The following is a 25365-nucleotide window of genomic DNA, read 5'->3' as shown; positions in this document are numbered from 1 at the left end:
GCACACCGCCCGCCTCCCGGGCGGCACTCGCGTGCCGCCCGCCGATCCAGCCCGGGGACGTCCCGGTGCGAACGCTCCGCATCCGGACCAGTTCCGGGCCACCACACGACGACGACGGGAGGGCACGAGGCCGTGACCATCACCTCCGGGGCAGCCGCCGACGGCACCGCCGCCACCACCACGACCCCTGCCACCAGCCCCACCACGACGGCCCCCGCGCCGCAGGGGCTCTACGACCCGGCCCACGAGCACGACGCGTGCGGGGTCTCCTTCGTCGCCGACATCGCCGGTCGCCGTGACCACGGCATCGTCGCCAAGGGGCTGACGGCGCTGATCAACCTCGAGCACCGCGGTGCCCGTGGTGCCGAGCACGCGACCGGGGACGGCGCGGGCATCCTCATCCAGCTCCCGGACGGCCTCTACCGCCCGGTGCTCGCCGAGCAGGGCGTGACGCTGCCCGGGGCAGGCCGCTACGCCGCCGGCGTGGCCTTCCTGCCCGCGGACCCGGAGCGGGCCGCCGAGGCGGTCGCGATCGTCGAGCGGCTCGCCGCCGAGGAGGGCGTCGACGTCCTCGCCTGGCGCGAGCTGCCCGTCGACCCCGACGGCGCGGGCATCGGCCCGACCGCCCGCGAGGTCATGCCGACCTTCCGGCAGCTGTTCGTCGGCCTCCCGGGCGGCGTGGACGCCGTCGTCGACACCCCGAACGCGGGCGACGACGCGGCCGGCATCGAGCTCACGATGGAGCGCCGTGCCTTCGCGCTGCGCAAGCGCACCGAGCACGAGACCCGGGCCGCGGGCTGCGAGACGTACTTCCCCTCGCTGTCGAGCCGCACCGTGGTCTACAAGGGCATGCTCGCCGAGGAGCAGCTCGGCCCGTTCTACGCCGACCTCACCGACGAGCGCACCACCAGCTCGATCGCCCTGGTGCACAGCCGGTTCTCGACGAACACCTTCCCTGCCTGGGGCCTCGCGCACCCGTACCGCTACCTCGCGCACAACGGCGAGATCAACACGCTGCGCGGCAACCGCAACTGGATGCGGGCCCGCGAGTCGATGCTCTCGACCGGCGCGTTCTCCACGTACGACATGGACCGGCTGTTCCCGATCGTCACGCCCGGGGCCAGCGACTCGGCGAGCTTCGACGAGGTGCTGGAGCTGCTGCACCTCGGTGGCCGGTCGCTGCCGCACGCCGTGCTGATGATGATCCCGGAGGCGTGGGAGAACCACACCGAGATGGACCCGGCGCGCCGGGCCTTCTACCGGTACCACTCCACGCTCATGGAGGCCTGGGACGGTCCCGCGCTCGCGGCCTTCACCGACGGCTCCGTCATCGGCGCCGTGCTCGACCGCAACGGGCTGCGTCCCGCCCGGTACTGGGTCACCGAGGACGGCCTGGTCGTCCTCGGCTCCGAGGTCGGCGTGCTCGACATCGAGCCCTCGGCCGTCGTACGCAAGGGCCGGCTCGAGCCCGGCCGCATGTTCCTCGTCGACACCGTCGGGCGCCGCATCGTCGACGACGACGAGATCAAGGGCGAGCTGGCCGCCGAGCACCCGTACGCCGAGTGGCTGCACGCCGGGATGATCGAGCTGGCCGACCTGCCGGCCCGCCACCGCGTGCCGTTCGACCACGACGTGCTGGTCCGCCGGCAGCAGACCTTCGGCTACACCGGCGAGGAGCTCACGCTGCTCCTGCGCCCGATGGCGACGGGCGGCGCCGAGGCCACCGGCTCGATGGGGAACGACGCGCCCCTCGCGGCGTTCTCCAGCCGCAGCCGCTCGCTCTACGACTACTTCACCCAGCTGTTCGCGCAGGTGACCAACCCGCCGCTGGACGCCTACCGCGAGGAGCTCGTCACCTCGCTGCAGGTCCAGCTGGGCTCGGAGACCAACCTGCTCGAGGTCTCGCCGGCGTCCTGCCGCCGCGTCGTCCTGCCGCTGCCCGTCATCGACGACGACGAGCTCGCGCAGCTGGTCGGCATCAACGACGACGGGAACCTGCCGGGCTTCGCCCCGCACGTCGTCTCCGGGCTCTACGAGGTCGGCGGCGGAGGTGAGGCCCTGCGCGGTCGCCTCGCCGAGATCCGCGCGGAGGTCTCGGCCGCGATCGCCGAGGGCGCCCGCGTGATCATCCTGTCCGACCGCAACTCCGACGCCCGGTTCGCGCCGATCCCGTCGCTCCTGCTCACCGGCGCGGTGCACCAGCACCTCGTGAGGGAGAAGACCCGCACCCGGATCGACCTCGTCGTCGAGGCCGGTGACGTCCGCGAGACCCACCACGTCTCGCTGCTGCTCGGCTACGGCGCCTCCGCGGTCAACCCGTACCTGGCCCTCGACTCGGTCGCGGACCTCATCGACCGTGGCGTCATCACCGGCGTCGGCGTGCCCACCGCCACCCGCAACGTTGTCGAGGCGCTGGCCAAGGGCGTCCGCAAGGTCATGAGCAAGATGGGGGTCTCCACGGTCGCGTCCTACATCGGCGCGCAGATCTTCGAGGCCATCGGCCTCGGGGAGGAGGTCGTCGAGGACTGCTTCACCGGTACCACGTCGCGCCTCGGCGGCATCTCCTACGACGTCCTCGCCGAGGAGGTCGCGATCCGCCACCGCGTGGCGTGGCCGGCCGACGGCGTGCACGCCGCGCACCGCGAGCTCGTGGTCGGCGGGGAGTACCAGTGGCGCCGCGAGGGCGAGCTGCACGTCTTCAACCCGCACACGGTGTTCAAGCTGCAGCACTCCACGCGCACCCAGAACTACGACACGTTCAAGGAGTACACGCGCGCCGTCGACGAGCAGTCGAGCGCGCTGCTGACGCTCCGCGGGCTGTTCGGGTTCAAGGACGGCGACCGCACGCCGGTGCCGATCGAGGAGGTCGAGCCGGTCTCGGCGATCGTCAGGCGGTTCAACACCGGTGCCATCTCCTACGGGTCGATCTCGCAGGAGATGCACGAGGTCCTCGCGATCGCGATGAACCGGCTCGGCGGGCGCTCGAACACCGGTGAGGGCGGCGAGGACCCGTCGCGCTTCACCCGCGACGCGAACGGCGACTCGCGCCGCTCCGCCGTCAAGCAGGTGGCCTCCGGTCGCTTCGGCGTGACGAGCGAGTACCTGGTCAACGCCGACGACATCCAGATCAAGATCGCGCAGGGCGCGAAGCCCGGCGAGGGCGGGCAGCTGCCCGGCCACAAGGTCTACCCCTGGATCGCGAAGACCCGCTTCTCGACGCCGGGGGTGGGCCTGATCAGCCCGCCGCCGCACCACGACATCTACTCGATCGAGGACATCGCCCAGCTGATCCACGACCTGAAGAACGCCAACCCGGCGGCGCGGGTCCACGTCAAGCTGGTGAGCCAGGTCGGGGTCGGCACCGTCGCGGCCGGCGTGTCCAAGGCCAAGGCCGACGTCGTGCTCATCTCCGGGCACGACGGCGGGACGGGGGCCTCTCCGCTCTCGTCGATCAAGCACGCGGGCGGTCCGTGGGAGCTCGGCCTCGCCGAGACCCAGCAGACGCTGCTGCTCAACGGTCTGCGCGACCGCATCGTGGTGCAGACCGACGGGCAGCTGAAGACCGGCCGCGACGTGATGATCGCGGCGCTGCTCGGCGCCGAGGAGTACGGCTTCGCGACGGCGCCGCTGGTGGTCTCGGGCTGCATCATGATGCGCGTCTGCCACCTCGACACCTGCCCCGTGGGCGTCGCGACGCAGAACCCGAAGCTGCGCGCCAAGTTCGACGGCAAGGCCGACTACGTCGTGGCCTTCATGGAGTTCATCGCGCAGGAGGTGCGCGAGCACCTCGCGGCACTGGGCTTCCGGTCGCTGGAGGAGGCGATCGGCCACACCGAGGTGCTCGACACCCGGGCGGCCGAGTCGCACTGGAAGGCCGAGGGTCTCGACCTCGCGCCGATCCTGCACCGGCCGGAGCTCCGCGGCTCCTTCGCCGAGCAGACCCTGTTCTGCTCGAAGAGCCAGGACCACGGCCTCGACAAGGCGCTCGACCACACCCTGATCCAGCTCGCCGAGGGTGCGCTGGCGAACGGGTCGCCGGTGCACCTCGAGCTGCCCGTCCGCAACGTCAACCGCACCGTCGGCACGATGCTCGGCAGCGAGGTGACGAAGCGCTGGGGCGGGGCGGGGCTGCCCGACGACACGATCGACGTGACCTTCACCGGGTCCGGCGGGCAGTCGTTCGGGGCGTTCCTGCCGCGCGGGGTGACCCTGCGGCTGATCGGCGACACGAACGACTTCTGCGGCAAGGGCCTCTCCGGCGGGCGCATCAGCGTGCGGCCGCACCCCGACGCCCCGCTCGTGGCCGAGGACAACATCGTCGCCGGCAACGTCATCGCCTACGGCGCCACCGAGGGCGAGATCTTCCTGCGCGGGAAGGTCGGCGAGCGCTTCTGCGTGCGCAACTCCGGGGCGCACGCGGTGGTCGAGGGCGTGGGTGACCACGGCTGCGAGTACATGACCGGGGGCCGCGCGGTGATCCTCGGGCCGATCGGGCGCAACTTCGCGGCCGGCATGTCCGGCGGCGTGGCCTACGTGCTCGACCTGCCCGAGCAGCGGGTGAACCACCAGATGGTGGAGCTGGAGGTGCCGGACGCCTCCGACCTCGAGGAGCTGCGGGCCCTCGTGGAGAAGCACTACGCGGCGACCGACTCCGCCGTCGCGCACGGGCTGCTCACCGACTGGGAGACCGCGGCGATGCGGTTCACCAAGGTCATGCCCGTGGACTTCAAGCGGGTCCTGGAAGCGACCGCCGACGCCGAGCGCGACGGCCGCGACGTGAACGACGCGATCATGGAGGCCGCTCGTGGCTGACCCCCGCGGATTCCTCACCACCGGCCGCGAGCTGCCGCGCCGCCGGCCCGTCGACCTGCGCCTGAAGGACTGGCACGAGGTCTACGAGGAGCTCAACGAGACGACGCTCAAGAAGCAGGCCGGGCGTTGCATGGACTGCGGCATCCCGTTCTGCCACCAGGGCTGCCCGCTCGGGAACATGATCCCGGAGTGGAACGACCTGGTGTGGCGCGACGACTGGTCGGAGGCCATCGAGCGCCTGCACGCCACGAACAACTTCCCGGAGTTCACCGGGACGCTGTGCCCCGCCCCGTGCGAGGCGGCGTGCGTGCTCGGGATCAACTCGGACCCGGTCACCATCAAGCAGGTCGAGATCGAGATCATCGACCGTGCCTGGGAGGAGGGCTGGGTCCGCCCGGAGTTGCCCGAGACGAAGACCGGGTTCTCGGTCGCCGTCATCGGCTCCGGTCCGTCCGGCCTCGCCACCGCCCAGCAGCTCACCCGCGCCGGGCACGACGTCACCGTGTACGAGAAGGCCGACCGCATCGGCGGCCTGCTGCGCTACGGCATCCCCGAGTTCAAGATGGAGAAGCGTCGGCTCGACCGGCGGCTCGGGCAGATGGCCGCCGAGGGCACGCACTTCGTCGCGGGCGTCGAGGTCGGCGGGTCCGGCCCGCACGACATCTCCGTGGCCGAGCTGCAGGAGCGCTTCGACGCGATCGTGCTCGCCGTCGGCGCCACGGCGTGGCGGGACCTGCCCATCCCGGGCCGGGAGAACCACGGCGTGCACCAGGCGATGGAGTACCTGCCCCCGTCGAACCGGGTGCAGCAGGGCGACTACGCGCGCTCCGACATCGACGCCGAGGGCAAGCACGTCGTCGTGATCGGCGGCGGGGACACCGGGGCCGACTGCGTCGGCACCGCCCACCGGCAGGGCGCCGCCTCGGTGACCCAGCTGGAGATCATGCCGATCCCGCCGGCCGACCGGCCCGCCTCGAACCCGTGGCCGACCTACCCGGCCGTCTTCCGGGTCTCCTCGGCCCACGAGGAGGGCGGCGAGCGGCTGTTCTCGGTGAACACCGAGGAGTTCCTCGGCGACGAGCACGGCCACCTGCGGGCGCTCAAGCTCGTCGACGTACAGCGCGTCGAGGGGAAGTTCCAGCCGGTCGAGGGCAGCGAGCGCGAGATCCCGGCCGACCTCGTGTTCCTCGCGATGGGCTTCCTCGGCCCGCAGCGCGAGGGCCTGGTCGAGGCGCTCGGGGTCGAGCTCGACGACCGGGGCAACGTCCGCCGCGACGCCTCCTACGAGACGTCGGTGCCGAACGTGTTCGTCGCCGGCGACGCCGGCCGCGGGCAGTCGCTGATCGTGTGGGCGATCGCGGAGGGCCGCTCGGCCGCCCGCGGCGTCGACGAGAAGCTGACCGGCCGCACCGTCCTGCCGCGTCCGATCAACCCGGGGGACCGGGCGTTCGCGTAGGTGCCGCCACCCCTGAACCTGACGAACGGGTCGTTCGTGCCGATACAGCGCACGAACGACCCGTTCGTCAGGTCGGGGGCGGTCGGATTCAGGCGCTCCTGCTCACGAGCGGGCTCGTGTTGATGGCCGGCACGGTCACCTGCAGCCGGTGCGAGGTGACCTGCCAGAACCGGCGCTCCGGGTCCAGCGTGCGCCACGTCTCGGCGGCCTCGTGCACCTCCTCGTGCGCGAGCCCGTCCCGCGGCACGACCCCGGCGTTCGCCCGGAACCCGAACCGCCGCCGGTGCGCCGCGGCGGGGACGACCCCGAGGGCGGACGCCAGGGCCGCCCACGCGTCCACGGCGCTGCCGTGCACGCTCACCGTCGTCGGGCCGACCCCGTCCCCGAGCAGGACGGTGTAGGCGCTGACCGCGTCGTACGTCACGGATTCCTCCTCCTGCCCCCGAGGTGGGAGCGGCCTGTCCAGCACAACGGCCGAGCGCCCCCGCGAGCCAGCCGACACGCAGGTACCCGCGCCGGACTGAACCGATCCCGCGTCGGGTGGTCCACTCCAGCGGAGGTCACTCGACCGGCCGTACCGCCAGGCGATCCGGCCCCGGGCGGGGTCAGACCCGCTCGCAGCGCAGCAGCACGATGACCACGTCGCGGGAGTCGAGCAGCCCCCCGAGCACGGCGGTCTGCTCCTGCGCCTGGTGCCAGGCCGGGTCGTCGGCGTGCCGGTCGGCCAGGAAGGACTCCACGGCGTCGGCGCGGCGGGTCCACGCCGGGGGCGCGTCGGGCAGCGTCGAGGCCTCCACCCGGTCGTGCACCCGGAACCCGGTGGCGGCGAGGTCGCGGTGCAGGTCGACGTCGGTGGGGAAGGAGTTGGACTCCAGGTCGCCGGCCCGCTCGCCGCGGGCGACGAGGACGAGCAGCCCCAGTCGGCCGCCGGGGCGCAGGACCCGGTGCAGCTCGGTGAGCACGGCGCGCTTGTCCGGCACCGTGTCGAGCACGCCCAGGGCCCAGGCGGCGTCCACGGTCCCGTCCGCCAACGGCAGCTCCTCGGTCCACGCCGCCACCGCGGGGTGCCCGAAGAGCCGGACCGACGCGGTGGCCGCGTGGACCATCGGCTCGGCGAGGACGACGGGTCCGCGCCAGCGCCAGGAGTACTCGGTGACCAGCCACGCCGTCGGGCCGCCGAGGCCGGACCCGGCGTCGAGGAACCGGTCGCCGTCGGTCAGCTCGAGGCCGTCCGCCAGCCACGCCAGGTCCGCCGGCCGCCCGGAGCCGCGGCAGGCGGCCGGGATCGCGAAGTCCGTGCCGAGCTCGGCCACCGCCTCCTCGGTCCACGCCGCCACGGTGTCGAACTCGACCTCGAGCGCCTCCTGCACCCCACGCCCCCTCACCCGGGGCGGAGGGACTCGCTCCCCGCCCGGTGGGCCGCGCGCACGCGACGACCCACCTCGGCCTTCAGATCGGCCGCTGGTACCCACCCGGCACTCGAACCCACACCGGACAGATTGACCCCGACGACGCCCTCGAGGGCGAGCAGCGCCCGCGCCTCGGCGACGGCCACCTCGATGCCGGCCTCGACCGGGTCGTCGGCGTCGAGCACCGTCGCGACGGCCGCCGGGTCGAGGTCCAGACCGGGGAGGTCGGCGAGCGCGCGGGCGGTGCGGGCGTCGGTGAACACGGCGACCCCGGCGATCACCGGGATGGTCACCCCCGCCGCGCGACCCGCCGTCAGGAAGTCGTCGAGCACCGCAGGGGAGGCGACGTGGTTGGTGACGACGAGCCGGGCCCCGGCGGCCTGCTTGGCGGCGAGGGCCGCGGCGCGGCCCGCGAGCGGCGGGGCGGCGGGCGCGGCGGTCGCCGTGGCGACGAGCCCGGCGGAGGCCGCGAGGTGGGCGAGCCGGGTGGCGTCGAGGTCGAAGACCTGGGTGGCGCCCGCGCCGACCGTCGTGCCCGCGCCGCTGCCCGGGCGGCTGTCCCCGGTCACGCACAGCACCCCGCCCACGCCGAGCGCGGCCAGCCCGACGACCTCCTGCTCGAGCACCACGCGGTTGCGGTCCCGGCAGGTCAGCGTCACCCACGGCCGCGTGCCGAGCTCCAGCAGCTGGGCGGCGAGCATCGTGGGCGGGAAGTCGGCGCGGTCGTGCAGGTCGGCGACGAGCAGGGCGTCGGCGCCCTCGGCCAGGCGCGTGGCGACGGCGCGCAGCGTCGCGGGGTCCCGGGCGGGGACCGAGAGGTCGGAGAGGACCAACGGCGGGTCCACGACGGCGGGGGCGTCCGGCTCGGGCCCGTCCCAGGGCTTCACGGGGGTCTCGGAGGTCCACGGGCAGGGGAGCGCCTCGTCGAGCTCGCAGGCCCCGGAGGGCCGGACCCCACCGCACGGGCCGTACTGCATCCGCTTGGGGCAGCTGATCACCGCGCGGGGGTGCCCCGCCCGCCCGTCCGGCATCCCTCCCGGGCGGGTGCCGGCCGCGCACCCGGCCCGACGATCAGGCGACGCGGCGGGCGAGGTCCAGGAGGCCCGCGGCGCGCAGGCGGTCGACGACGAACTGGTCGGCCAGCGGCAGGCCGTCGACGAGGATGCGGCCCCCGACGAGGGTGGCGCGGCCCGCGGCGAGGGCGGCGAGGACGGCACGCTCACGGGCGGGGAGGGCATCGGTGGCGGCGGTGACGGGCGTGACGGCGGTGACGGGCACGGCGGGCTCCTCGGGTCGTCGGTGATGAGGAGAAGCGTGGCGCGCGCCGAGGTTGCGCCCCCCCGGGATCGCGCCCCACGTCCGGGTGGGATCAACCACCCGCCAGCAGGACGACGACGACGACGAGGGCCGCCGCCACGAGCAGGACCACGAGGACCAGCAGCGCGATCCGGCCGCGTCCCGACCGCGGGGCGGTCGGCGCCGGTGGCCCCGCCGGCCGGGCCCCCGGGACGGCCGGTGGAGGGGTGGGTGCTCCGGGCGGGACGGCGGGGAACGGGCCCGAGGTCGGCGGACCGGCCCGGCCCGGGCCGGGCGGTGGCGGGGCGGGCCGGAGCCCGGTACCGGGCGGTCCCGTGCCGGGCCGTCCCGTGCCGGGTGGCGGGGGCGTCGCGGGTCGGCCGGGGCCTGGGACCGGCCCGGCCGGTACCGGCTGCACGCCCCTCGGGCGCGCCCCGGCCCCGCGCACGCCGCCCGTGCCGGGAGCGATGCGCACCGTCGTCGTCCGGCCGTCCTCGACGGGCGGACGCAACGGCGTCAGCCGGGTCCGTCCGTCCGGCTCGTCCGCCGCCGTGGCGGTGCCCTGTGCCGCCCCGACGCGCACGGCGCCCAGCGCCACCACGTGGTCGGGACGCGCCTCCACCACCACCGGCGCCGCCACCGCGGCCCGCACCGACCGCACGACCAGCGGCACCCGGGCGGACCCGCCCACCAGCAGCACCGCCTGCGGTTCGACGCCGGCGGTGTCGAGGGCCTCCCGGAGTGTCGCGACGACCCGGCGCACCACGGGGACGATCCGCTCCTCGAACGCCGCCCGCCGCACCGTCACGTCGACGTGGCGGCCCGGCAGCAGCAGCGGGACCACCACCTCGTCGTCGGCCGAGAGGGCCTCCTTCGCCGCGAGGCAGTCGGCGTGGAAGCGGGCCAGCGCCGATCCCGACGACGGGTCCTCCGGGTCCAGGTCGCCCAGCAGCCCGCCCGCGAGGTCGTCGACGACGCCCGCGACGGCCTCGTCGAGGTCGTCGCCCCCGAGCCGCTCCACCCCGACCGGGACGCCGACGACGATCCCGTCCCGCACCACGGCCGCCTCGCAGGACGTCCCGCCCAGGTCCAGCACCGCGAACGGCGCCCCGGCGGGGAGACCCCGCGCGGCCGCGACCTGCCGGACGGCGGCCTCGGGGTCGGTCACCGTGCGGACGTCGTCGATCCCGGCCGCGGTCGCGACGTCCTCGAACAGTCCGCGCCGGTACGGCCCCCACGAGGCCGGATGGGTGAGCACCACCCGGCCCGGCCGGTCCCCGCGGACGGCCGTGGCCCGGTCGACCGCGGCGCGCAGCAGCGCGCCGAGGAGGCCGACGGGGGTGGCCGTGTGCTCCCCGAGCACGACCGGGGTCGGGTCACCGAGGCGGCGCCGGACGGCCCGCACGACCCGGTCCGGCTCGCGCGACGCGCGACGCAGCGCCCGGTCGCCGGTGACGACCGTCCCGTCGACCCGCCGCGCGACGACGGCGGGCGCGAGATCCCCGCGGTCGCCGAGGGCCACGGTCGCCACGTGGTCGGCGTCCCCGGCGGCGGCTGCGACCGTGGTGGTCCCGAGGTCCACGCCGAGGACGTAGGACACGGTCCCTCCCGGCAGCAGCGACGATCTCGACGGATCGTAACCAGCGATAGTGCGAACGGGCGAGGGTTTCGGGCACGATCCCGACATGCGCCACGGATCGTCACACCGCGTCCCCGTCAAGGGGGTCAGCCCTACCCGTCGGGAGGGCGCGCCCCCTGGCCGTGCCGCGCGCGGCCGCCGCAGACTCCCGGGCATGACGACGGCGGACGACCCCACCGGTCGTCGGGACCGCCGGCGCGACCAGTGGCAGCGGCGCCGTCGGCTCGAGCGCCGGCTCCACGACGGCGCCGCCCTGCGCATCTCCTCCCTCGCGCTGCGGCTCGGGGTGCTCGACGCGCCCCGGGAGCAGATCGACGCGCTGCAGGGCGAGGTGGCCTCCGCGCTGGACGAGCTGCGCGCGGTGGCCGCCGGGATCTACCCGCCGCTGCTGCACGAGGCCGGACTCGGGCCGGCCCTGCTCGAACGGGTCCGGGCCACCGGGGCCGACGTGGCGCTCGACGTCACCGACTCCCGCTGCGGGCCCGCCGCCGAGGGCGCGGCCTACTTCGCGCTGGTCGAGGTCCTCGCGACGAGCGACGGCCCGCTCGCGGTCACCGCCCGACGCGACGGCACCGACCTCGTCGTCACGATCGCCGGGGCCGACCCCGCGCTCGCGGCCGCCGTCGCGGACGAGGCGACGCCGCTGGGCGGGGACGCCCACGCGGCGGCGGGGACGATCGTCGGGAGGTTCCCGTGCGGGTAGCGCTGGCCGAGGACGGGGCCCTGTTCCGGCAGGGCCTGGTGATGCTGCTCGAGGCGGCCGGGCACGAGGTGGTCGCCGTCGAGCCGGGCGGGGACGAGCTCCTGCGCGCCCTCGCGGGGCGGCCGGTGGACGTGGCGGTGCTCGACATCCGGATGCCGCCCGAGCCCGACGGCGGCCTGGTCACCGCCGAGCGGCTCCGGGCGAGCCACCCGGACACGGGGCTGCTGTTCCTCTCCCACTACGCCGAGTCGCACTACCTGGTCCGCATCCTCGAGATCGGCACCGAGCGGATCGGCTACCGGCTCAAGGAGAAGGTGGGCAGCGTCGACGTCCTGTCCGACACCCTGACGCGCATCGCCGAGGGCGAGATCGTCATCGAACCGGTGCTGGCACGGCGCCTCGTGGAGAAGCCGCGCACCGACCGGGCCGACGTCGTCGCGGCGCTGTCCGACCGGGAGCGCAGCGTGCTGGAGCTGATGGCCGAGGGCCGGGCGAACGGGGCGATCGCCGCGCAGCTCTTCGTCAGCGGCAAGGCCGTGGAGAAGCACATCGCCAGCATCTTCGACAAGTTCGGCCTGCACGCGGACGCGACGGAGAGCAACCGGAGGGTCCTGGCCGTGCTCACCTATCTGCGCTCCCAGCGCGGCGAGGCGTAGACGACACCCGAGCCGCTGCCTACGCTCCGTGCCCAGGAGCCTGGCGGAGGAGTGGAGACCATGACGACGGGTGGGCTGCGCGCGCTCGCCGTCGCCGGGGTGGTCGCCGTCTGCGTGCTCCTCGCGGTGGTGTCCGGCGAGCTCGCGCTCGGGGCCGCCGGGCCGGTGCTCGCCCCCTTCGCCGGCGTCGGGCTCGCCGCGGCGGTGCTCGCGGCCGTCGGGCTCGCCGGGCCGGACCGGGCCACGCTGCGGTCGTCCGACGTCGGCCGGTCCGTGGTGCTGGCCGCGAGCGGGGACGTCGGCTCGCTGCCCGCGCTCGCCGGGGTGCTGCGCGAGGGCACCCGGGCCGCGCACGCGGACGTCTGGCTCGCCGACGGCGACGGCCTCGTGGGGCAGGCGGGCGAGCGGGTCGGGGACCTGGCGACGCTGCTGGCGCGCCCCGACGTCGACCACGCCCACCCCGTCCTCGACCACGCCGTCCTCGACCACGCGGGTGGCGCCCCGGAGCTGCGGGCGGTCCTCACGATCGGCAAGCCCGGCCGCCCGGTCACGGCCGCCGATCGCGCGCTGGTCGCCGATGTCAGCGAGGCGACCGGCCTGCTCGTGCGCGGACTGGCCCGCGGCGAGGAGCTGCGCGCCCGGGTCGCCCGGGTCGCCGAGCTCGCACGGGAGACCGAGGAGTCGCGGCGCCGGCTCGGGCGCGCCCGCGAGGCCGAACGGCGACGGCTGGCCGCCGAGCTCGCCGATGTCACGACGGACCGGTTCGCCGCGTTGCGCCGCGCCGTCGACGACGCGGCCGAGGTCATCGACGACGGCCTCGCCCCGGACGCGGACGACGACGACCGGGCCGAGGCCGCGGACCTGGCCCGCCACCACCTCGACGTCGCCCGCGTCCGGCTCGAGGACCTGCTCGACCGGTTCCGGGTGATCGCCCGCGGCGTGCACCCGGCGGTGCTGCGCGACCAGGGCCTGCGGGCCGCGCTCGAGGAGGTCGTCGCCGACCTGCCCCGTCCGGTGCGCCTCGTCGGGCGCCTGCCCGGCCGACTGCCCCGGGAGGTGGAGTCCGGGCTGTACCACGCCGCCGTCGCGACACTCGCCGCCGTCCCGGGCGACGCGCCGCTCGAGGTGACCCTCGGGCTGGCGGGCGGCCGCGCCACCGTCGAGGTCACCCTGCCGCCCCGGTCCGGCGGAGGAACGGACCCGGCCGTACCGGCCGACGAGGCCGACCGGCTCGCCGCGCTCGGCGGGGCGGTCGACGTCGACACCGGCGGGCTGCGGCTCTGGCTGCCCGTCGAGCTCTCGCCGGAGGCCCAATGACGACCCGCGCCGCGGCCAGGTTCCCGGCCGCCACGACGACTGCTGCCACGACCACCGCTGCCACCACCGCTGCCACCACCACCGCTGCCACCACCGCCGTCGCGTCGCGCCGGGCCGCCCCGGCCCGGGCGGCCTTCTGGCTGGTGTTCGGCGTCGTCACCGCGATGACGCTGGTGTGGCTGGTGGTGGGGGCGGTCGTGGCCGTGACCGGCCCCGCCGGGCCGACGGCGCTCGACGAACCGCCCGGCCAGGCCGTCGTCGACTACGCGGCGAGCGGGGTCAACCTCGTCGTCGCCGTGGTCCTGCTGCGCGCCGGCGGCACCGCGTGGCCGACCCGGCTGCTGGCCCTCGCCATGGTCGGCTCGGCGGGCGCCTTCAACCTGCAGGCGCACGCGGCCACCCTCGCGGTCCGGACCGCGACGGGCCTGGAGATCGGCGAGCTGCACCAGGTGCTGCTGCACGGCGTCGCCGGCGCGGCGTACGCCGGGGCGTTGCTGACCTTCGTCGGGGGGCCGAGCGGCCGCCGCGCGCGGGTCCTGGTGCCGGTGGTGGCGGCGGTCCTGTTCCTCGCGGGCCTCGGCACGGCGCTGCTGCCGCACACCGTGAGCTGCGTGGTGTTCTTCGGGTTCGGGGTGCCGCTGCTCGGGACGGCGGCGGTCGGCCCGGCGGTGCAGCGCGGACCCGACCGGGAGGCCCGGGCCCGGGCGCGGCTGCTGACCAGCGTGCTCGTCGCCGCCCTCGGCGCGGTGCTGGTGCTCGCGCTGCTGACCCTCGTGCTGGCCCTGCTCGGCCGCCCGGGCCTGACCCTGGACGACCCCACCGTCCGGCACGGCGGGGCCGGCGTCGGCCTGCCGCTCGCACTGCTGTTCTGGTTCGCGCGGCTGACGGCGGCCGTGGTCGCGCTGGCCGTCCTCGCCGCGCGGCGGGCCCGCTCCGCCGAACGGCTGCTGCACCGGGGCCTCGCGGTCCTGCTCGTCGTCGTGACCCTCGGCGGCCTCGCGGTGCTCGTCGCGGCGCTCGTGTCCGCCCTGCTCGGGCGCGTCTCGGGCGGGACGGTCACCGGGTGGGTCGTCGCCACGCTCGGGGTCGCGGTCCTCTGGGGGTCGGTGTCCCGGGCCGCCGACCGCCTCGCCGAGCGTCTCCTGCACGGCGACCGCGCCACCCCGGCCGGGGTCCTCGCCGGGCTCGCCGCGGCGACCCGCGGCGACACCGCGCTCGAGGGTGTGCCCGAGGCCGTCGGGCGGGCCCTCGGGGCCCGGTCGGTCCGCCTCGTCGTGCACCGGGACGGCCTGCGGGACCGGGTCCTCGCGTGGCGGGGACCCGGAGCGGGCGAGGAGGAGGTCCGGTTCGGGGTGCACCACGGCGGGCGCGAGATCGGTGCGCTCGCCGTGGACGCCGAGGCCCTCGCCGGGGGCGGCGACCGCACCCGGCTGGTCGCGGAGGTCGCCGACGGTCTCGGCGGGGTCGTCGCCGCACACCGGCTCGAGATCGAGCTCGAACGCCAGCTGCGCGCCGGGGTCGCCCACGCCGAGCAGATCGCGGCCGCCCGCCGCCGACTGGTGGCCGAGACCGACGCCGAACGACGGGGCCTCGAGCGTGACCTGCACGACGGTGCCCAGCACCACCTCGTCTCACTGCGCCTCACCCTCGGTCTCGTGGAGCACCTGGTCGGCGCCGGCCGTGTCGCCGAGGCCCGCGAGCGCCTGGCCGTGCTCGTCGAACAGCTCGACGCCGCCGAGGCGGTCCTGGCGCAGACCGCGAGCGGTGTCTCGACGGCGACCCTGACCCGGCTCGGCCTGGTCGGGGCCCTGACGGCCGACCTCGCGGGCGACCCGACGGTCACCGTCGCCGCCGACGGGGTCGGTCGCCTCGACGAGGCGGTGGAGAGCGCCGCCTACTTCGTGTGCCTGGAGGCGGTCAACAACGCCCGCAAGCACGCGGGCGGGGCGGCGGTCCAGGTCCGGCTCGCGGAGCGGCCGGGGACCCTGACGCTGGAGATCGCCGACGACGGTCCGGGTTTCACCGCCGGTCGGGACGGCCCCGGGCGCGGGCTGCGCAACCTCGCGAGCCGCCTGGCGCGGGTCGGTGGGCACGTGACGGTCGACCCGAGGCCGGGGGAGGGGACGGTGGTCCGGGCGGAGATCCCGCTCGCCCCCGCCGTCGCCGACGGTCCGGGACCGGGCGACGGTGCGGCGACGGGCTTCGTCGCCGCGCTCGTGGCGGAGACCGGCCCCACCGCGCGGGCCCCGGAGCGGGCCGGTGCGTCGCCGCCCGTCGGGGCGCCGCGGCGGCGACCACCCGACGGTGCGACGGCCGTCGTGGACACCCGCCTGCCCGCCGTCGTCCCGAGCCTCGGGACCGGCCCCCGGGCGCCGGTCGGGGCGGTCGGGGCACCCCTGCCCGATCCGGGGTCCGGGGTGTTCACCTCGACCCAGGCCCTGGTGCGCCGGGCGCTGGAGCGGGTGCCGGTCGGGGACCCCGCCGCGGGGACGCTCACCTCGCTCGCCGTCGCGCTCGCGGCCCCGTGGCGCTACGGCGTCACCGGACCGAGCCCGCGCGACTGCGCGGCCGTCGCGGCGGTGCTCGCCGGGGTCGTCGAGCGGCCCGCGGCGGTCGTCGACCTGGCCGCGCGCGCCGCGCTCGGCCCGCTCGCCCCGGACGAGGTCGTCGACGGGCTCGTGCTGCTCGCGGAGGACGACCGGGGGACGCGGGTGCCGCCGTGGCTGGAGGTGGTCCCCACGGTCGGCGCCCGCGTCGTGCCGGCGGTCTCGGTGTCGGTCGAGGACCCGCTGACCGGGACGGTGCGGGTCGCGCTGCCGGGGCCGGACGCCCTCGGCGGCCGCAACGTCGGACGGCTCGCGACGACGCTGGTGGCCCGGTGCCGCCCTGCGGCCGCGCGTCGCCGGGCGGGCGCCGCGCTGGACGCCGCGGAGCGCCTCGTCGCCGCTGCACCCGGCCGGGCGTGGACCCGGTGGCTCGCCGTCGAACTCGACCGGGTCCGCGCGGCCGGGGCCCGGGAGCTCGCCGAGGCCCGGCTGGCCGAGGAACTCGAGGCCGGGCGGGTCGCCCTGCCGGACGCCCGGCGCGCGGCGGCGGCCCGGCTGCTGGCCGGCGGGGACCCGCGGACCCGGCTGGGCGCCGACGTCGGTGCGGAGCGGTCCGAGCTCGCCCGCCTCGCCCGCGAGCAGCGCGCGGCGTGGGCGCGGCTGGGGGGCCACCCCGCGAGCGGTCGGGCGGTCCGTGAGGCGGCCGCGGTGCTGGTCGCGGCGTGCGAGGCGCTGCTCGGGGCGGTGACGGCGGACGGGACCGGGCCCGACCCGTCGTCGTGACCGGTCAGTTCGTCCGGACCACCGGGTCGGCGAGCTCGTCGTGCCACACCGCCGTGCGTGGCCGGTAGGCCGCCGCGCACACCACCTGCTGCTCGTCGAGCATCCGCTCGAAGGCGGGGACGGTCTCGGCGACCTCGGCCGGGCAGCAGTGTGTGGACAGCTCCACCCGCTCGCGGCCGCTGGGGAAGCGGAAGTGCTCGAGGTCGGCCCGCCGCAGCCCCCACCGCGCGGCCGCGACCTTGACGCGGCTGACCACCAGCGGGCCGTGCACCCGCAGCTCGCGCAGCCGCCGGTTGTCGACGGTGTCCTCGCCCCCGTGGCAGGCCCACGCCCGCTGCGCCGGGGAGAGCAGGTCGGCGCCCGCCCCCGTGCCCTCGATCGCCCGGCCGGCCGCACCCGGGTCGACGTCGTGGCGGACCTCGACGTCGAGCCAGAGCCCCCCGGGGACGACGTCGAGCTCCACCCGCCCGCCCCGCGGCGTGCCCCGGCGGGCGCACGAGCCGACGCGGCGGGCCGAGACCGCGAGGTCGTAGCGCCCGCGGGCGCGCCGGCGCAGCCGGACCTCGACGCCCACCCGGAGCAGGTCGAGGCCCGGGGTGTCGACGAGGTAGCTGCGCCGGGTGCTCCACGTCGGGGCGGCCCGGCCGGTGAGGGCCTCGGCGGCGGGGCCCGCGGGTCCGGCGAGCAGCGCCTTGAGCTCGACCGAGTCGGCGAGGCCGTCGGTCACGCTGAGCCGCGACAGGGCCTCGGGCGTCCCGAACCTGGCCACGTGATCGACCTCCCGGGAGGAGTCGCCGGCGGTCCCCGTCGTCCCGCCGGAGGGTGACCCTACGGCTCATCACCGAGCGCGACGAGGGGGTCACCGAGATCGACATCCGGGTGGTCGTCCACGATCGGCTTGCCGTCGTCCGGCGCGGTATCTATGGTCGGAAGTGGCTCAGCACACACCGCCGGGCGACTGTTCTCGTGCAGTCGTCGTCCTTCGCGGCGTGTCCTGCCGCCCAGCGGCCGACGTCGTCGGCCGAACGGTCGATCCGACCGTGGCGGCATCGTGTGCGCATCCGCCGGACCCTCCGGTGCGGGAACGCCGCGCCGGCACACGGCGAGGGGCCGGGTCCCGGCCCGCTCGCGCTCGACGCCGCCCCACTCCGCCGTGCCCCCGCCGGGCGCGGCGAGGACCAGTGCACTCGCGACGAGGAGGGACGGGGAGATGACGGCCACGGCAGACGAGCGAGCGGACGTACTCCACAAGGCGGGACTCGACGGCCAGAACCGCACCACGCTGGGGCGGATGCTCGGCACCGGCGACGTCGGCTACGCCGAGGAGGGCGACGACGGCGTCATGCGCGCCACGGTGCGCATCCCCGAGGACCAGCTGATCTTCGATCCGAGCATCATCGTCTTCCCGCACGGCGGGGACATCGAGCTCACGATCATCAACGACGACAAGAACACCCACTGCGCCCTGCTCCCGCACAACGGCGACCCCAAGATCATCTGGCTGGTCAACCACTCCAAGGGCACGGCGCGGCTGAACCTCGACGGTCCCGGCGCGTACTGGTACGGCTCCACGACCGGCAACGACGAGGGCCGCGGGCTGACCGCCGCCCTGGTCATGGGCGGCGAGGTGCCCGACTCGGCCAAGCTCGACCGCCCGCCGCAGCCCCGTCCCTGAACCGCCGACCCGAGAGGAGCACACGATGACCGACTACGTTGACGCCGGCGAGGCCGTCGCCCACCGCACGCTCTCCAACGTCAAGGGCGAGGCGCCCGCGACCCGCAACGTCGACTACGAGCGCATCCAGGGTGCCCGGTCGGAGCCGGAGAACTGGCTCACGTACTACGGGACCTACGACGGCCAGCGCTACTCGACGCTGAACCAGATCACCAAGGACAACGTCCGTCGGCTGGTGCCGGCGTGGGTGTTCCAGGCGGGGTCGACCGGGATGCACTCCGGCGCCTCGACCTACTCCTTCGAGGCCACCCCGCTCGTCGTCGACGGCGTCATGTACGTCTCCGGCCCCGACGGCAAGGTGTGGGCGATCGACCCGAAGACCGGCGAGGAGCTCTGGCGCTACAAGCACGCGTCGCCGTTCGACACCTCGCTGTGCTGCGGGAACGTCAACCGCGGCGTCGCCGTGGGCCACGGCAAGGTGTACATGTACACCCTGAACGCCCACCTGATCGCGCTCGACGCGACCTCCGGCGAGAAGGTCTGGGACACCACCAACGGCGACGTCCGGGCCGGTGAGAGCGGCTCGGCCGCCCCGCTGATCGTCAAGGACATGGTGGTGGTGGGCAGCGCCGGCGGCGAGTTCGGCGTCCGCGGCCACCTCGACGCGTTCGACGCGGAGACCGGCGAGCGCCGCTGGCGGTGCTACACCGTCCCGAAGCCGGGGGAGCCGGGCTCGGAGACGTGGCCGGACGACGGCGAGGCCTGGCAGCGCGGCGGCGCGAACTGCTGGATCACCCCGACCTACGACCCGGAGCTCGAGCTGCTGTTCCAGGGCACGGGCAACCCGGCGCCCGACTTCGACGGCGGGGTGCGCGAGGGCGACAACCTCTACACCGACTCGGTCGTGGCCATCGACGTGAACACCGGCGAGATCCGGTGGCACTACCAGTTCACCCCGCACGACCTGTGGGACTACGACTCCACGATGGAGAACCTGCTCTTCGACGCCCCGGACGGGCGCAAGCTGCTCGCCCACGCGGACAAGAACGGGTACTTCTTCGTCATCGACCGCACCAACGGCGAGCTCGTGCGGGTCTTCCCCTTCGTCGACCGCATCACCTGGGGCGAGATCAGCGCCGACGGCAAGGTGACGCCGAAGATCTACCCCGACGAGGAGGGCGTCCCCGTCCACTTCTGGCCCGGCCCGGCCGGGGGCAAGGAGTGGACGCACATGTCCTACAACCCTGAGACGGGGTTGATCTACATCCCCGTCCAGGAGGTGGGCGCGACCGCCACCCGCCGGCGCCGGGAGTTCAAGGAGTCGATCCCCTACTGGGGTGCCGGCGTGGCCGTCGACCTCGACGACCACTACGGCTTCGTCAGCGCGGTCGACCCGCTGACCGGCGAGGAGAAGTGGCGCTGGAACCACGAGTACCCCATGTGCGCGTCGAACGTCACGACGGCCGGTGGACTCGTCTTCCAGGGGACGCCCAGCGGCGAGTTCGTGGCCCTCGACGCGCAGACCGGCGAGAAGCTGTGGCAGTTCCAGTGCGGCAGCGGCCACCACTCGAGCCCGGTCACCTTCGAGGTGGACGGGCGGCAGTACGTCGCGGTTCCCACCGGGTGGGGCGGCTGGGTCGAGGGCTTCCTGCCCGGCCTGCTCGGCGCCGCCGCGGGTGACGCGCTGTTCTGTTTCGCACTGCCCGAGGACTGAGTCCGCGGGAGAATGGACGAACCGAATTCGAGGAAGGGAGGTCTGGACATGGAGTGGGAGACCCCGGAGTTCACCGAAATCGGTGTCGCCCCTGAGGTGACGATGTACGTCGCCCAGTTGGACGACTGATGTGAGAAATGCCGCCAGGGGCGTCGGAGACATCCGGCGCCCCTGATCGGCGTGGAATCCCGGAATTGGGGAAACCGATGAGTGCGCCGCCCGTGGCGAGCAAGTGGATCTGCACGATGTGCGGACTCATCTATGATCCGGAGGAAGGAGACCCCGACAGCGGCGTCCCACCCGGGACGCCCTTCGAGGACCTCCCCGACGACTGGATGTGCCCGATCTGCGGCGCCGAGAAGGCGGATTTCCGCGAGGTGCAACCGGGAGAGGATCTCGACCTATGATCACCGGGTACGGCCACTTCGTCCAACTCGCGGAGTCGCTGCAGTGGGACGAGCAGGCCATCGACCTGAGCGGCGACGTCGAGGCGTGGCGCCGACTCGAGGCCGCCGAGAGTGAGCGGGTCCTCGGCCTGATCGCCGGGTTCTGCGTCGGCGAGATGTCGGTCGCCACCCACCTCGGCTCGTTCGAGGAGAAGGCCACCACCGACGACCAGATGGCCGGCTGCTTCCGCGCCCAAGCCCGTGACGAGGCACGGCACGCCCGCTTCTTCGACCGGGTCGCCGGCGAGGTCCTCGGGATCCCCGGCGAGAGCCTGGCCGACCGGCTCGAGACCCTCCGCGAGCACGTCAGCCCCGAGCTGCTCGAGCTGTTCGAGGAGCGGCTGCCCACCCTCGCCGCGGACCTCGCCGCCGGGGAGAAGGACCTGACTGCGGCCGTCAGCCTCTACCACATGATCCTCGAGGGCGTGGTCCTCACGGCGGGCCAGCACGCCCTGCTCGCCGCCCTCGACCGCTGCTCGGTCAGCATGCCCGGCGTCCACAAGGGGATGGAGCTGGTGCTGCGCGACGAGCGCTGGCACATCGGGTTCGGGTCCCGCGTGATCCAGAGCGCCGACGTCGTCTCCGACGAGATGGAGGAGCTCCTCCAGCAGGGCATCAAGGCCGCGAACGCCTGGGGCGAGCTGATCGACCGCCAGGACATCGAGAAGGTCGAGCAGCTGCACAAGCGCCGCCTCAAGTCGGTCGGGATCAAGTTCTGGTGAGGGAGTCGTGAAGGTCCGCGTCCTCGGGTCGTCCGCCGGCGGCGGGCTCCCGCAGTGGAACTGCTCCTGCGCCGGCTGCACGGCCGCGCGGGCGGGAGAGGTCGAGCCGCGCACGCAGTCCTCGATCGCGGTCGTCGACGAGTCGGCCGCCGGTCCCCGTGCCTTCCTCGTCAACGCCTCACCCGACGTCCGCCAGCAGCTCACCGCCTCGCCCGCCCTGCACCCGGGCAGCACCCGGCGCAGCCCCATCGAGGCGGTCCTGCTCACCGACGCCGAGATCGACCACACGCTCGGCCTGCTCATTCTGCGCGAGGGCGCGGGGGTGACGGTGCACGCGACGGCCGCGTCCGAGGCGGTGCTGCGCGAGGGCACGGGCTTCCTGACGACGCTGGAGGCCTACTGCCCGGTCACGGTGGTCCCGGTGGGCCTCGGGGTCGAGGCGGCGCTCACCGACGACCTGACCTACACCGCGTTCGACCTGCCCACGGGCAAGACGCCGCGGTTCCCGGTCCGGGGCGAGCGGAGCGACGGGGGGTCTGCCGGCGGCCCCGAGGAGGGTCGCGTCGTCGGCTACCGGTTCCACGACCGCCGCACCGGCGGCGTCGTCGTGTACGCCCCGGGCGTGGCCGACCTCGCCCCGCTGCGCGCGGCCTGCGACGGCGCGGACCTGCTGCTGGTCGACGGGACCTGCTTCCACGACGACGAGCTCGTCCGGCTGGGGCTCGGCCGCAAGACCGCGGCCGACATGGGCCACGTCGCGCTCGAGCGGTCGCTGGACGCGCTGGCCGACCTGGGGGTGCCCCGGGTCGTGCTGGTGCACGTCAACAACTCGAACCCGATCCTGCTGCCCGGGGCCGCGGAAGGCCTCGTCGTCGGGAAGGCCGGGGTGGAGATCGGGACCGACGGGACGGAGTTCTCGGCATGACGGCCGTGAGGGACACGCAGCGCAGCGGAGCCGGACCGTGGGAGGCCGACGCGACGCTGACCGACCGCCTGCGCTCGCAGGCGTCGCGGTACCACGCCGCGCACCCCTTCCACGTGCGCATGAACGACGGCGAGCTCTCCCCGGCCCAGATCCGCGGGTGGGTGGCGAACCGGTTCGCCTACCAGGAGGCCATCCCGATCAAGGACGCGGCGATCCTGTCGAACTGCCCCGACGTCACGGTGCGGCGGCGCTGGATCCGGCGGATCACCGACCACGACGGCGCCGGCGACGACCCGGGCGGGACCGAGGCCTGGCTGCGCCTCGGCGAGGCCTGCGGGGTGCCGCGGGAGGAGATGACCTCGCACGTGCACCTGCGACCGGGGGTGCGGTTCGCGGTCGACGCCTACATCACCTTCGCGCGGACCAGGCCGTGGCCGATCGCGGTGGCGTCGTCGCTGACCGAGCTGTTCGCGCCCGACCTCATGGCGACCCGGCTGGCGGCGTTCGAGAAGTACTACACGTGGATCGACCCGGCGGGGCTGCAGTACTTCCGCAACCGGCTGTACCAGGCCCCACGCGACTCCGAGCACGCCCTCGAGGTGGTCCTGGAGCACTGCCGGACCCCCGAGCTCGAGCAGGCCGCCTACGACGCGCTGGCGTTCAAGAACGACGTGCTGTGGTCGATGATGGACGCCATCGACGCGGCGTACCCGGCATGACTCGGGACGCGCAGCGAAGCGGAGCCGGTCCGTTGACGCAGTCGTTCCCGACGACGGGTGTGCCCCGGCTGGGGCGGGGCGTGAAGCTGCGCTACGACCGCGCCCGCGAGCGGCACGTGCTGCTGCTGCCCGAGACCGTCGTCGTCCTCAACACCACCGGCACCGCGATCCTCGAGCTGTGCGACGGGCAGCGGACGGTGGCCGACATCGTCGACGCGCTGCGCGAGACGTACGCGGACGTGCCCGAGGGGCAGGTCGTCGCGTACCTGGCGAAGCTCGCGGAGCGTCGACACCTGGAGATCACCGATGGAGATTGACGGTCCCCTGGGGCTGCTGGCGGAGCTGACCTACCGGTGCCCGCTGGCGTGCGCGTACTGCTCGAACCCGGTCGAGCTCGCCGCGTACCGCGAGGAGCTCACCACCGCCGAGTGGCAGCGGGTGATCACCGAGGCGGCCGAGCTGGGCGCCCTGCAGTGCCACCTCTCCGGCGGGGAGCCGCTGCTGCGCCGCGACCTCGCCGACCTGGTGCGCACCGCCGCCGAGCAGGGCCTCTACACGAACCTCGTCACCAGCGCGCTCGGGTTCACCGCGGCCCGGGCGGCGGAGCTGCACGACGCCGGGCTCGACCACGTGCAGGTGTCCCTGCAGGCCGACGAGCCGCAGCTCTCGGACCGGATCGCGGGCTCGCCGTCGTTCGCCCGCAAGATCGAGGCGGCGCGCCGGGTGCGGGAGCTGGGCTGGCCGCTGACGCTCAACGTCGTGCTGCACCGGCAGAACATCGACCGGGTGGCCGAGGTCCTGGCCGCCGCGGAGGAGCTCGAGGCGGACCGCATCGAGCTGGCCAACACCCAGTACTACGGCTGGGCCGCGGTGAACCGGGCGGCGCTGCTGCCCTCGCGGGACCAGCTGGCGGCCGCGGAGGTGGTGGTCCGCGCGGCGAAGGAGCGGCTGCGCGGGCGCATGGAGATCATCTACGTGATCCCGGACTACTACGCGACCTACCCGAAGCCCTGCATGGGCGGCTGGGGCGCACGGCAGCTCGTCGTCGTCCCGACCGGGGACGCCCTGCCCTGCCTCGCGGCGCACGACCTGCCCCTGCCGGCGGCGAACGTGCGCGAGCACCCGCTGTCGTGGATCTGGCGGGACTCGCCGATATTCTCGGCGTACCGCGGCACCGACTGGATGCAGGACCCGTGCCGCTCGTGCGCCCGGCGCGAGGTCGACCTCGGGGGCTGCCGCTGCCAGGCGTTCGCCCTCACCGGCGACGCCACCCGCACCGACCCGGTGTGCCACCTCGCGCCCGACCACGACGTCGTCGAGGCGGCCGTGGCCGAGGCGAACGCGGCGTCCCGGCCGGTCGAGCTGCCGTTGGTGGCAAGGAGCTTCCGCAGGTGAGCACTAAGTGGGGCTATAGGCCCCATTAGTGCTCACCTGCGCAGCACCTACTTGTCCACCGGCAGTCCGCCGAAGGCCACGAGGCTGATGACGAAGTAGGCGACGTAGAGGCCGAGCAGCACGACGCCGTGCCAGCGGCGGAGGCGGCCGGTGGCCATGAAGCCCGCCGCGATCGCCGTCATGACGACGAGGACCGGCAGGTGCCAGGTGACCACGTCGGTGTCGACGGCGATGGCCCCGCCGGCGAGCAGGATGACGCCGAGCTTGCCGGTCACGGAGAAGACGACGCTGCCGATGACGTTGGCGACCGCGATCTCGGGCGCACCGCGACGCTGCGGCTCGGCGGTGAGGAAGATGTCCTCCAGCGAGAGCGCCACGGTGGCCACGGTGACGCCGAAGACGGTCCCGTCGATGCCGAGCGTGCGGATCACGCCCTCGGTGGCCTGTCCCGCGGCCACCGCGCCGATGACGAGGCCGACGAGCGCCAGCACGGCCAGCCCGAGCCCGAGGCCGGGCGAGTGGCTGCGCGCCCGCAGGAAGCCCTGGTCGATCCGCAGGTCCGGCGGCAGCGTGAAGTGTCCGCCCGACGGCGGCGGCACGTCCTCGACGGTGACCGGCCCGCCGCGCGCGCCGACCCCGACCTTCTCCAGCTGCTCGTAGACCTCGGCGTTGCGGAACACGGGTTTGCGCGCCGCGTACTCGCGCCAGGCGACGAACCCCACGAAGGCCACGAACAGCGCCACGAGCACGATCCCGGACGTCACCGTGAAGAACCCGGTGAGGGCGAACGCGAGCATGACGACGGGTGCGAGCACGAACAGCGCGAGATAGCTGCGCGGGACGTCGACCTCGCACGGTGCGACGACGGCGGAGATGGCGAGCACGAGGCCCGTCAGCGCCACCGTCGTCCCGATCACCGTTCCGAGGGCGACATTGCTGAGGTCCTCGACATTGAGTGCGATACCGAAGGCGAGATCGTCGAACTCGATCCCGGTGAAGATCACGGCGATCAGGAACAGCGAGATCGTCCACCGACTCGCCACGCCGACGAGATAGCCGATCAACTTCTCCGCACTGAACACCAGCACCGCGATGCCGATCACGAACAACAAGATCGATTCCATGTACGGTGCTCCCCGCCGAGCTCGATCG

General features: G+C 74.7%; 22 protein-coding genes. 15 read left to right on the top strand and 7 right to left on the bottom strand.

Annotated elements, in window-relative coordinates; translation table 11 throughout:
* Window positions 1-132 precede the first annotated feature (132 nt).
* Both gltB and A3CO_RS0122055 read left to right on the top strand, forming a co-directional pair.
* Window positions 133-4812 carry a glutamate synthase large subunit gene (gltB, locus tag A3CO_RS0122060; RefSeq protein WP_018334422.1) on the top strand — a complete coding sequence of 1560 codons (4680 nt, stop codon included), beginning with the start codon at window positions 133-135 and terminating at the stop codon, window positions 4810-4812.
* On the top strand, window positions 4805-6268 hold the full coding sequence (locus A3CO_RS0122055) for a glutamate synthase subunit beta (protein WP_018334421.1): 1464 nt from the start codon (window positions 4805-4807) through the stop codon (window positions 6266-6268). The genes gltB and A3CO_RS0122055 overlap by 8 nt, the downstream gene beginning before the upstream one ends.
* Window positions 6269-6356: 88 nt before the next feature.
* On the opposite strand, the gene A3CO_RS0122050 is transcribed toward A3CO_RS0122055, so the two are convergent.
* The 5 genes from A3CO_RS0122050 to A3CO_RS33770 all read right to left on the bottom strand — a co-directional run bounded on the left by A3CO_RS0122050 (window position 6357) and on the right by A3CO_RS33770 (window position 10573).
* Window positions 6357-6692, bottom strand: a complete 336-nt coding sequence (locus A3CO_RS0122050; protein ID WP_018334420.1) for a hypothetical protein — start codon at window positions 6690-6692, stop codon at window positions 6357-6359.
* 181 nt (window positions 6693-6873) lie between these two features.
* Window positions 6874-7638, bottom strand: coding sequence for a class I SAM-dependent methyltransferase (locus A3CO_RS0122045; RefSeq protein ID WP_018334419.1), 765 nt, complete (start codon window positions 7636-7638; stop codon window positions 6874-6876).
* Window positions 7639-7649: 11 nt separating this feature from the next.
* Window positions 7650-8675: a methylenetetrahydrofolate reductase C-terminal domain-containing protein gene (locus A3CO_RS0122040; RefSeq protein WP_245561569.1), complete on the bottom strand. Its 1026-nt coding sequence runs from the start codon at window positions 8673-8675 to the stop codon at window positions 7650-7652.
* A gap of 73 nt (window positions 8676-8748) precedes the next feature.
* Window positions 8749-8955, bottom strand: a complete 207-nt coding sequence (locus A3CO_RS0122035; protein ID WP_018334417.1) for a hypothetical protein — start codon at window positions 8953-8955, stop codon at window positions 8749-8751.
* Between the two features lie 91 nt (window positions 8956-9046).
* The gene (locus tag A3CO_RS33770; protein WP_051086044.1) at window positions 9047-10573 is read right to left on the bottom strand and encodes an Hsp70 family protein; all 1527 of its coding nucleotides are present in this window, start codon (window positions 10571-10573) and stop codon (window positions 9047-9049) included.
* 193 nt (window positions 10574-10766) lie between these two features.
* Between A3CO_RS33770 and A3CO_RS39150 the strand changes: the two genes are divergently transcribed.
* Genes A3CO_RS39150 through A3CO_RS36200 form a run of 4 tightly spaced genes read left to right on the top strand, consistent with a single transcriptional unit; the run spans window position 10767 to window position 16617 of the window.
* Entirely contained in the window at window positions 10767-11315 is a 549-nt protein-coding gene (locus A3CO_RS39150; RefSeq protein WP_018334416.1) for a histidine kinase, read from the top strand.
* On the top strand, window positions 11306-11971 hold the full coding sequence (locus A3CO_RS0122020) for a response regulator transcription factor (protein WP_018334415.1): 666 nt from the start codon (window positions 11306-11308) through the stop codon (window positions 11969-11971). The genes A3CO_RS39150 and A3CO_RS0122020 overlap by 10 nt, the downstream gene beginning before the upstream one ends.
* Before the next feature lie 60 nt (window positions 11972-12031).
* Window positions 12032-13288: a hypothetical protein gene (locus A3CO_RS0122015; RefSeq protein ID WP_157647784.1), complete on the top strand. Its 1257-nt coding sequence runs from the start codon at window positions 12032-12034 to the stop codon at window positions 13286-13288.
* Window positions 13285-16617 (top strand): sensor histidine kinase, encoded by a 3333-nt coding sequence (locus A3CO_RS36200; protein ID WP_051086043.1) that lies wholly within the window; start codon window positions 13285-13287, stop codon window positions 16615-16617. The genes A3CO_RS0122015 and A3CO_RS36200 overlap by 4 nt, the downstream gene beginning before the upstream one ends.
* A 4-nt stretch (window positions 16618-16621) precedes the next feature.
* On the opposite strand, the gene A3CO_RS0122005 is transcribed toward A3CO_RS36200, so the two are convergent.
* A complete protein-coding gene (locus A3CO_RS0122005; RefSeq protein ID WP_018334413.1) occupies window positions 16622-17386 on the bottom strand; it encodes a hypothetical protein in 765 nt (254 codons plus the stop codon).
* A 441-nt stretch (window positions 17387-17827) separates the two neighbouring features.
* Here A3CO_RS0122005 and A3CO_RS0121995 point away from each other — a divergent pair, with 441 nt between their 5' ends.
* The 9 genes from A3CO_RS0121995 to pqqE all read left to right on the top strand — a co-directional run bounded on the left by A3CO_RS0121995 (window position 17828) and on the right by pqqE (window position 24213).
* Window positions 17828-18292, top strand: a complete 465-nt coding sequence (locus tag A3CO_RS0121995; protein WP_018334411.1) for an MSMEG_3727 family PQQ-associated protein — start codon at window positions 17828-17830, stop codon at window positions 18290-18292.
* A gap of 25 nt (window positions 18293-18317) precedes the next feature.
* Window positions 18318-20006 carry a PQQ-dependent dehydrogenase, methanol/ethanol family gene (locus tag A3CO_RS0121990; protein WP_018334410.1) on the top strand — a complete coding sequence of 563 codons (1689 nt, stop codon included), beginning with the start codon at window positions 18318-18320 and terminating at the stop codon, window positions 20004-20006.
* A gap of 12 nt (window positions 20007-20018) precedes the next feature.
* The gene (gene pqqA, locus A3CO_RS33755; RefSeq protein WP_018334409.1) at window positions 20019-20135 is read left to right on the top strand and encodes a pyrroloquinoline quinone precursor peptide PqqA; all 117 of its coding nucleotides are present in this window, start codon (window positions 20019-20021) and stop codon (window positions 20133-20135) included.
* Between the two features lie 92 nt (window positions 20136-20227).
* A complete protein-coding gene (gene rd / locus A3CO_RS0121980; protein ID WP_018334408.1) occupies window positions 20228-20413 on the top strand; it encodes a rubredoxin in 186 nt (61 codons plus the stop codon).
* Window positions 20410-21174, top strand: coding sequence for a ribonucleotide-diphosphate reductase subunit beta (locus A3CO_RS0121975; protein WP_018334407.1), 765 nt, complete (start codon window positions 20410-20412; stop codon window positions 21172-21174). Before rd ends, A3CO_RS0121975 begins: the two co-directional genes overlap by 4 nt.
* Window positions 21175-21181: 7 nt before the next feature.
* The gene (gene pqqB / locus A3CO_RS0121970) at window positions 21182-22099 is read left to right on the top strand and encodes a pyrroloquinoline quinone biosynthesis protein PqqB (protein WP_018334406.1); all 918 of its coding nucleotides are present in this window, start codon (window positions 21182-21184) and stop codon (window positions 22097-22099) included.
* Complete coding sequence (gene pqqC / locus A3CO_RS0121965; protein ID WP_018334405.1) at window positions 22096-22818, top strand: pyrroloquinoline-quinone synthase PqqC; 723 nt, start codon at window positions 22096-22098, stop codon at window positions 22816-22818. Before pqqB ends, pqqC begins: the two co-directional genes overlap by 4 nt.
* A gap of 32 nt (window positions 22819-22850) precedes the next feature.
* The gene (gene pqqD, locus A3CO_RS0121960; protein WP_026204861.1) at window positions 22851-23135 is read left to right on the top strand and encodes a pyrroloquinoline quinone biosynthesis peptide chaperone PqqD; all 285 of its coding nucleotides are present in this window, start codon (window positions 22851-22853) and stop codon (window positions 23133-23135) included.
* On the top strand, window positions 23125-24213 hold the full coding sequence (gene pqqE / locus A3CO_RS0121955) for a pyrroloquinoline quinone biosynthesis protein PqqE (protein ID WP_018334403.1): 1089 nt from the start codon (window positions 23125-23127) through the stop codon (window positions 24211-24213). The genes pqqD and pqqE overlap by 11 nt, the downstream gene beginning before the upstream one ends.
* Before the next feature lie 47 nt (window positions 24214-24260).
* Here the strand turns inward: pqqE and A3CO_RS0121950 are convergent, their stop codons facing one another.
* Window positions 24261-25337: a sodium:calcium antiporter gene (locus tag A3CO_RS0121950; RefSeq protein WP_018334402.1), complete on the bottom strand. Its 1077-nt coding sequence runs from the start codon at window positions 25335-25337 to the stop codon at window positions 24261-24263.
* Window positions 25338-25365: the final 28 nt, after the last annotated feature.

Source organism: Actinomycetospora chiangmaiensis DSM 45062 (assembly GCF_000379625.1).
GTDB lineage: Bacteria > Actinomycetota > Actinomycetes > Mycobacteriales > Pseudonocardiaceae > Actinomycetospora > Actinomycetospora chiangmaiensis.
The sequence above is the reverse complement of the archived record's forward strand: the minus strand, read 5'-3'. Positions and strand labels throughout refer to the sequence as shown.

Bases quoted from the DNA above. Each gene is read 5' to 3' on its own strand.
- A3CO_RS0121990 (WP_018334410.1), top strand. From the start codon at position 18,318: ATGACCGACTACGTTGACGCCGGCGAGGCCGTCGCCCACCGCACGCTC.
- A3CO_RS0122015 (WP_157647784.1), top strand. From the start codon at position 12,032: ATGACGACGGGTGGGCTGCGCGCGCTCGCCGTCGCCGGGGTGGTCGCC.
- A3CO_RS0121995 (WP_018334411.1), top strand. From the start codon at position 17,828: ATGACGGCCACGGCAGACGAGCGAGCGGACGTACTCCACAAGGCGGGA.
- A3CO_RS0121950 (WP_018334402.1), bottom strand. From the start codon at position 25,337: ATGGAATCGATCTTGTTGTTCGTGATCGGCATCGCGGTGCTGGTGTTC.
- A3CO_RS36200 (WP_051086043.1), top strand. From the start codon at position 13,285: ATGACGACCCGCGCCGCGGCCAGGTTCCCGGCCGCCACGACGACTGCT.
- A3CO_RS0121975 (WP_018334407.1), top strand. From the start codon at position 20,410: ATGATCACCGGGTACGGCCACTTCGTCCAACTCGCGGAGTCGCTGCAG.
- A3CO_RS39150 (WP_018334416.1), top strand. From the start codon at position 10,767: ATGACGACGGCGGACGACCCCACCGGTCGTCGGGACCGCCGGCGCGAC.
- pqqE (WP_018334403.1), top strand. From the start codon at position 23,125: ATGGAGATTGACGGTCCCCTGGGGCTGCTGGCGGAGCTGACCTACCGG.
- pqqA (WP_018334409.1), top strand. From the start codon at position 20,019: ATGGACGAACCGAATTCGAGGAAGGGAGGTCTGGACATGGAGTGGGAG.
- pqqC (WP_018334405.1), top strand. From the start codon at position 22,096: ATGACGGCCGTGAGGGACACGCAGCGCAGCGGAGCCGGACCGTGGGAG.